Here is a 6,542-nt window from a genome sequence, read left to right as displayed (position 1 = left end):
CCCCTTTACACATACTCCGCTCTCGCGGACTTCCCTTCAAAGGGGGAAATATGACGACGGAAAAGGGGGGATGTAGGGAGAAAAAATATTATTATTTGGGTATATAACGGAAAAATAAGTGTATCTTTGCCTTTGGAATTTTATATCTGCGGCAAAATGCAACTTACTTGTATCATTGTAGACGATGAGCCTATGGCGCTCCAACTGCTAGAAAGTTATGTGATAAAGACTCCTTTTCTGAGGTTAGTCGGCAAATTTAGCAATGCTATTGATGTATTGACGTTCTTATATGAAGGTAGTACGCCCGACCTTATCTATATGGATATCCAAATGCCTGAGCTTACAGGGCTCCAGCTTTCTAAAAAGATACCCACCTCTACTAAAATTGTTTTTACTACGGCTTTTGACCAATACGCTATTGAGGGATATAAGGTAAACTCTATTGGATACTTATTGAAACCTTTTGATTATGCTGAGTTTTTGGAGACGGCTCAAAAGGCTTTGCTATTAAGCACACCTTTTGTTACTGAAAAACCGCTCGAAATAGCGCAGGATTATATGTTTGTAAAGGCGGATTACAAGCAAATAAAGGTGATGTATGATGATATTTTGTATATAGAAAGTCTTAAAGATTACGTAAAAATATACCTCGACAGTCAGCCACAACCTATTATAACGCTAATGAGCTTGAAGAAATTGGAAGAGGAATTACCGGAAGAACGGTTTATGCGAGTGCATAGGTCGTTTATAGTAGCTTTGGACAAAGTAGAAGTAGTGGAGCGCAACCAAATAGTATTTGGCAAACAACGCATTACGATTGCTGAGAATTGTAGGGAGACGTTTCTGAATAAAATAATGCCTAATGGTTAATAAAAAAAGTTGCTTGAAAAAATCAAGCAACTTTTTTAATTATTAGCCGTTAGTTGAATAAAGGTTTCTTCTAAGTCTTTATGCTTGTGATTAATTTGTAGTATTTTCAATCCGTTTTCTTTGGCAAAATCAAATACAGTGGGGCGCATATCTTCTAAGGTATCGAACTGCAACTGATATAGAAAATCATAGACGTTATGCACTGATGTTATGTTAGGCAAAGCGCGCAAGAGGCGTTCTTCGACACGAAAATCAAAAGCTACTTCTATAATTTGTTCTTTGTTTTGCAGTTCGGTCATTTTCTTATCTAACACGATGTTACCTTTATGCAATACAATCACACGGTCAGCCAAAGCTTGAATTTCTTGCATAATATGAGAAGATAGCAACACTGTTTTACGCTTACCTAACTCTTTGATAATATGGCGTATTTCTACCAGCTGATTGGGGTCGAGCCCTGTGGTAGGTTCATCGAGTATAAGAATTTCGGGGTCGTGAATAAGCGCAGAAGCCAAGCCTACACGTTGACGATAGCCTTTGGAGAGCGCCTCTATCTTCTTATTACTTTCAGAAGAAAGCCCTGTAAGAGCAATTATTTCTTCAATTCTATCGGAGGGGACTTTGGGGTATAGTTCAGCCATAAAGCGCAGATATTCCCGCACGTACATTTCGGTATACAACGGATTGTGTTCAGGCAAATACCCTATTGTTCTCTGTGCTTCAATAGGATTTTTTAGTATATCAATGCCATTTACTGTTATTGTTCCATCAGTAGGGGTAAGCGCTCCTGTAATCATTTTCATAGTAGTAGATTTACCTGCTCCATTAGGTCCTAAAAAGCCGGTAATTTCACCTTTTTCAAGTTGAAAACTGATAGCATTGACAGCCACTTGCTGTCCGTATATTTTTGTTAGTTGTTGAACTTCTACAGACATCTTATTATATTTTGGGCTCAAAAGTACAAAATAATAAACAATTGGCAAGTGTAATAATTAAAAAAGGCTACCCAAATAGAGCTTTGGATAGCCTTCCTTCAGTATATTTAAAAACAAATAGAAGCTAAACTACAAAGGTTTTACAAGAGTTAAGAACCATTCTTTTACTTCTCCTTCCAAAAGGGGAGCGAGTTTTTCTTCACAGGTTTTGTGGTAGGCATTAAGCCATTTACGCTCTACATCGGTAAGGAGACTCACATTGATGCTTGAGGGCATAAACGGACAAAGGGTGAGGGTCTCGAAATCGTAGAACGTACCAAACTCGTTGGTAACTACTTCACGCACCGTAATGAGGTTCTCGTGACGAATACCGTATTGGTTTTCGAGATATACCCCAGGTTCGTCGGAGCATACCATACCTGCTAATAGCACTTGTGGGTTGAGGTCTTTGCGGATATTTTGAGGTCCTTCGTGTACATTCATAAAGCTACCTACACCGTGACCTGTACCGTGCCCGTAGTCCTTGTGGTTTTTCCAAAGCGCCATACGGGCATAAGCATCGAGCTGTACGCCACGAGTACCTCTTGGGAATTGTACCATTGCGAGTTGTATCATTCCTTTGAGTACAAGGGTGCTATCGTCAATAAACTGCTGACTCACTTTGCCTAATGGAATGGTACGAGTGATATCGGTAGTACCTTCAAGATACTGTCCGCCAGAGTCTACCAAAACACTACCTTCGGGATGTACCTCTTTACTGCCGTGCTGAGGAGCTGAATAGTGCACAATGGCGCCATTACCTTGATAACCAATGATACTGCCAAAACTTTCGCCTACGAAGTTTTTGCCTTCGGCGCGGAAATCGCGTAGCTTCTTGCCGATGCTATATTCGGTCATTGGTTCTTTGCCTACTTGGTGGGTGAGCCAGTAGAGGAACTTCACCATTGCTACCCCATCGCGTACCATTACGGTGCGGAATCCTTCGAGCTCGGTAGCGTTCTTCACGGCTTTCATCAGGTTGCCAGGAGCGGGAGCTTGCACGAGTTTATTGTCCTTTTGGAGAGCTTCGAATATTGCCTGATTGGTATTAGGGGCGAGGAGTATATTTTGTCCTTTTACGGTAGCCAAATAGTTGTAAAACTGATCATAAGGACGCACGTTTACTTTGGCTACTGCCAAATGAGCTTCTACCTCAGGGGTGAGTTTAGCTTTATCTACAAAAAGGGTCGCTTCTTTATCGGTGAGGGCGATATAACCGAGGAATACAGGGTTGTAAGCCACATCGCTACCGCGGAGGTTGAGCGTCCAAGCTACATCGTCTAAGGCAGTGATAAGGTGCAAGGTAGTGCGATGGGTAGCCATTGCTTTGCGAATAGCGGTGAGTTTCTCGGCTACGGTTTGTCCTGCCCATTTATCGGGGTGTACGAAAATGTGATGAAGAGAATCTTTTTCGCGGTTCGTCCAGATAAGGTCGATGAGAGGTTTATGTACCAATTTGATATTGTGAGCGGTTAAAGTAGCTTGTAGTTTTTCCCAAGCTATGTGAGAGGTAGCCAAGGCGTTGAGAGCCACAGTAGCCCCAGCGGGAAGTACTGATACGAGCCAATCGGCATAATCGGGAGTGCCTTCTACACCGTCTTTGAAGAGGTCGATGCCAGAGCCTTTGAGCTCAATAGCCGATTGTACAAAGTAGCGAGAGTCCGTCCATAAGCCAGCTTTATCTTTGGTAACGACCACGAAACCTGCAGAGCCTGTAAATCCAGAGAGCCAAGCGCGTTCGAGCCATTCTTTAGGTAGGTATTCACTAAGGTGAGGGTCGGCGCTGAATACCACAAAAGCGTCGATGTGGTTTTCTTGCATTTTAGAGCGCAAGAGGGATAATTTTTCGGGTGTATTCATTGTTTATAGTTTTGAATTTTTGTAAATCTCTTTTCTATGACCTATATTGACAACTTCTACAGTGAGTATTTCATCAAAAATGTCATAGATAATTCTATAGTTTCCTACTCTTATTCTATAGGCATCAGAACCTGATAGTTTGATATAACCAAAAGGTCTTGGATTGTAAGCCAAAGAGAGAATAGCAGTCTTAACAGCAGAATAATTAGGTTCAGAAAGTCCATCTAAAAACTTCTCTGCTTTTTTCTTCAATACAACAGTATATTCTTTTTCTGTTTTGGTTTTAGTTTTCATTTTGATTACGGCGAGCTTCTATTCTTTTAAATACTATATCAGCAGGCTCAGCAGGAGTTGGGTCGGCTTTAGATTCGTAATAGAGTTGTAAATCTTCTAACTCTTCATATAATTCAGCAATTCTCAAAAGCTCGTAGTATTGTTCAATAGGAACAACTGCCGAGAGTGTATTGCCTTGTCTATCGGTTAGAAAAGTGGGTTCTTGTAAAATCATTGTATTCATATTTTACTTGGGATAATTCAGATTTTTATCAGTGAGGTGGTGAAGAGTTTCTAAGTATTTCTTAGCTTCATACTTCGCCATTAGGAGGTTATTGTTGTAGAAATTGCCACATTCTAAAGCCGATGCACCAGGAATGTCACCTTCAAAATTAGCGATATACTCAAAGAGTTCGGTAATCAGGGGGGCGATATCTTTAGAAGTATAGTCGCCAGCGAGAATAAGGTAATTACCGGTCATACAGCCCATAGGCCCCCAATAGATAATTTTGTCTTTCCACTTGGGGTTATTGCGCAACCAAGTAGCGGCAAGGTGCTCGATAGTATGCGTTTCGGGACTGCCAAGTACGGGCTCACGGTAGGGGAGCTTCATACGGATATCGAAAGAGGTAAGCACTTCGTTGCCTACATAGTCTTTATGCGATACATAAATGCCACGCTCGAGTTTGAGGTGGTCGATACAAAAACTTGCTATTCTTTCCATTTTGTTTAGTTAAGAGGTAAGAGATAAGAGGTAAGAAATGATACCTTTTACATTTTAACTCGTTGTTAATTGATATTTAGTTGAAATTCTTGAGTGAAATCGGAGTAGTCTTCTATTTTGAAAGCGCGAATATCTCTTACTGAAAGGCAAAACCATTTGATATTTTTTAGGCTTTGTATAGCACGAAAAAGGGCTCGCAAATCGCCTTCAGTAGCATAAGTACTCCCTTGTATCCAATAAAAATTATTTTGTTTAAGTACTTTTCTAATTTCAGCATAAGCGTTGTGATATGGATCTTTATAATGTTTCTTTAGCTCAGAAACTATTAAGTCAAAAGCTATAGCGTACATAATTCTTCCTCTTCAACGGGTTTAAACATATCTTCTTTTTCAAAGAATAATTCGCCATTGTCCGTTTTTACTTCAATGACAATTCCTATAAAAGGATTTTGTTCTATTTCGGTAACGGTAGCTTCTACCCAATCGGGTTTTCCTGTGAGTTGAGGAGAAACCCACACGCGTTGTCCTATGTTAAATTTACTATCCATTTTGTTTAGGTAAGAGATAAGAGGTAAAATGATACCTTTTACATTTTAATTTGTTGTTATTTGATATTTAGTTGAACTTCTTGAGTAAAGTTGTTTAGGAGTGTCTGAATTTTCGGAGAAGCTCGGAGAGTTTCTGAAAAAAACTCTAACGTCTGATACCTAATAAACTACTCCGCAAAGGTATTAAACCTGTCATTAAAAAACAAATGTTTTAAGGAAATTGTTTTAAGAATCTATAATTCCACTAGTAGAGATATTACTCTTAATCACCATTTTCTTATGTGTTTTAGTCGTTTTAATAATACAAAAAGGACGACTAAGTGCCGAGGCATCTCCTGTTACTTTGCTTTCAGTGATGATTTCTATATAGTCATCATATTCTATAGCCGAGATTACCTCTATTTGCGATGGTGTCGAACCTTTGATGTCTCCCCAAATGAGTACCAACTGTTCAGTGTTAAAATTAATTTTAGAGAGTTTGGCTATTTTGTGTTCTATACCTCATTTTTTAGCAATCTCTTGTAATTCGGTTTCGCTATGAATAATTTCTTGCTGGTGAGTAACAGAAGCAGTAGAACCCATATAACTATTGAGTAGAGGCATAAAAGCAAAAGCGTTATTATCATCGGAACTCTTGCTACAACTCATAACGAGGAGCATACAGAAAAAGAAGTAAAAAGGTTTCATCGTTTTTCGAAAAGTAAGGATTCTTTAATGTTTTGAGTATCTTGATTGACTACTTTTAGCAAATTGTTTTTGAAAACACAAATACTCTTATCTGTGAGTACTTTTATCAACAACTCACCATCAGCAGTTTCAGCAGCGTTAGTGCTTCCTAAGCCTTTTTCAATTGATAACACTCTGCTTTCAGCACTAAAAGAGTAATTTACCCTAAGCAAATTAGTATGTGTTTTTCCTGTGAGAGTACCATCATTATTAAAAGTAATCACATAACAATCCGGACAATCGGCTACTGTAGGATCAGGCTTTCTACCATTTCCAGTTTCGTCGATCACAGCTATAAGTTTCCACGTGCCTTGTAAAGGATTGGAAGAACTATCATTTGAACTTTTGCTACAACTCATAACGAGGAGCATACAGAAGAAAAAATAAAAAGGTTTCATTGGAAATATCGTTTCTGGGTTTGACACCACAAAGGTACAACTTTTTTATTTATCATCAAAAATATGGAGTATATTCAGGTAAAAGATAAAAAATAATGTGATACAAAGATATGATTTTTAGAAGATAAAAACAAAAAAACATTGCCAAAGTTTGTAACCAAAACTGTAAG

The 6,542-nt window shown here is 38.9% G+C and carries 11 protein-coding genes; 1 reads left to right on the top strand and 10 read right to left on the bottom strand.

The window, feature by feature from the left end; all coding sequences use genetic code 11:
• Window positions 1-156: 156 nt before the first annotated feature.
• A complete protein-coding gene (locus HMPREF9072_RS00270) occupies window positions 157-870 on the top strand; it encodes a LytTR family DNA-binding domain-containing protein (RefSeq protein WP_009409940.1) in 714 nt (237 codons plus the stop codon).
• Between the two features lie 35 nt (window positions 871-905).
• Here the strand turns inward: HMPREF9072_RS00270 and gldA are convergent, their stop codons facing one another.
• The 10 genes from gldA to HMPREF9072_RS00225 form a co-directional block, all read right to left on the bottom strand.
• The gene (gene gldA, locus HMPREF9072_RS00265) at window positions 906-1,805 is read right to left on the bottom strand and encodes a gliding motility-associated ABC transporter ATP-binding subunit GldA (RefSeq protein ID WP_009409939.1); all 900 of its coding nucleotides are present in this window, start codon (window positions 1,803-1,805) and stop codon (window positions 906-908) included.
• Between the two features lie 129 nt (window positions 1,806-1,934).
• Window positions 1,935-3,704: an aminopeptidase P family protein gene (locus HMPREF9072_RS00260; protein ID WP_034565915.1), complete on the bottom strand. Its 1,770-nt coding sequence runs from the start codon at window positions 3,702-3,704 to the stop codon at window positions 1,935-1,937.
• A gap of 3 nt (window positions 3,705-3,707) precedes the next feature.
• Complete coding sequence (locus tag HMPREF9072_RS00255) at window positions 3,708-3,998, bottom strand: type II toxin-antitoxin system RelE/ParE family toxin (RefSeq protein ID WP_009409937.1); 291 nt, start codon at window positions 3,996-3,998, stop codon at window positions 3,708-3,710.
• Window positions 3,988-4,221, bottom strand: coding sequence for a hypothetical protein (locus HMPREF9072_RS00250; RefSeq protein ID WP_009409936.1), 234 nt, complete (start codon window positions 4,219-4,221; stop codon window positions 3,988-3,990). Before HMPREF9072_RS00250 ends, HMPREF9072_RS00255 begins: the two co-directional genes overlap by 11 nt.
• A gap of 3 nt (window positions 4,222-4,224) precedes the next feature.
• Window positions 4,225-4,701, bottom strand: a complete 477-nt coding sequence (locus HMPREF9072_RS00245; protein WP_009409935.1) for an S-ribosylhomocysteine lyase — start codon at window positions 4,699-4,701, stop codon at window positions 4,225-4,227.
• Between the two features lie 65 nt (window positions 4,702-4,766).
• A complete protein-coding gene (locus tag HMPREF9072_RS00240) occupies window positions 4,767-5,051 on the bottom strand; it encodes a virulence protein (protein WP_009409934.1) in 285 nt (94 codons plus the stop codon).
• A complete protein-coding gene (locus HMPREF9072_RS00235; protein ID WP_009409933.1) occupies window positions 5,039-5,248 on the bottom strand; it encodes a hypothetical protein in 210 nt (69 codons plus the stop codon). The genes HMPREF9072_RS00240 and HMPREF9072_RS00235 overlap by 13 nt, the downstream gene beginning before the upstream one ends.
• Window positions 5,249-5,473: 225 nt before the next feature.
• Window positions 5,474-5,695 carry a hypothetical protein gene (locus HMPREF9072_RS12390; protein WP_009409932.1) on the bottom strand — a complete coding sequence of 74 codons (222 nt, stop codon included), beginning with the start codon at window positions 5,693-5,695 and terminating at the stop codon, window positions 5,474-5,476.
• A 54-nt stretch (window positions 5,696-5,749) separates the two neighbouring features.
• A complete protein-coding gene (locus HMPREF9072_RS12385) occupies window positions 5,750-5,935 on the bottom strand; it encodes a hypothetical protein (RefSeq protein ID WP_009409931.1) in 186 nt (61 codons plus the stop codon).
• Window positions 5,932-6,372, bottom strand: coding sequence for a lipocalin-like protein (locus HMPREF9072_RS00225; protein ID WP_034565912.1), 441 nt, complete (start codon window positions 6,370-6,372; stop codon window positions 5,932-5,934). The genes HMPREF9072_RS12385 and HMPREF9072_RS00225 overlap by 4 nt, the downstream gene beginning before the upstream one ends.
• Between the last annotated feature and the right edge of the window lie 170 nt (window positions 6,373-6,542).

The sequence above is a fragment of the Capnocytophaga sp. oral taxon 324 str. F0483 genome (assembly GCF_000318315.2).
Classification (GTDB): Bacteria; Bacteroidota; Bacteroidia; order Flavobacteriales; family Flavobacteriaceae; genus Capnocytophaga; species Capnocytophaga ochracea.
Note: the sequence above shows the minus strand (reverse complement) of the source record. Positions and strands in the feature narration are given on the sequence as shown.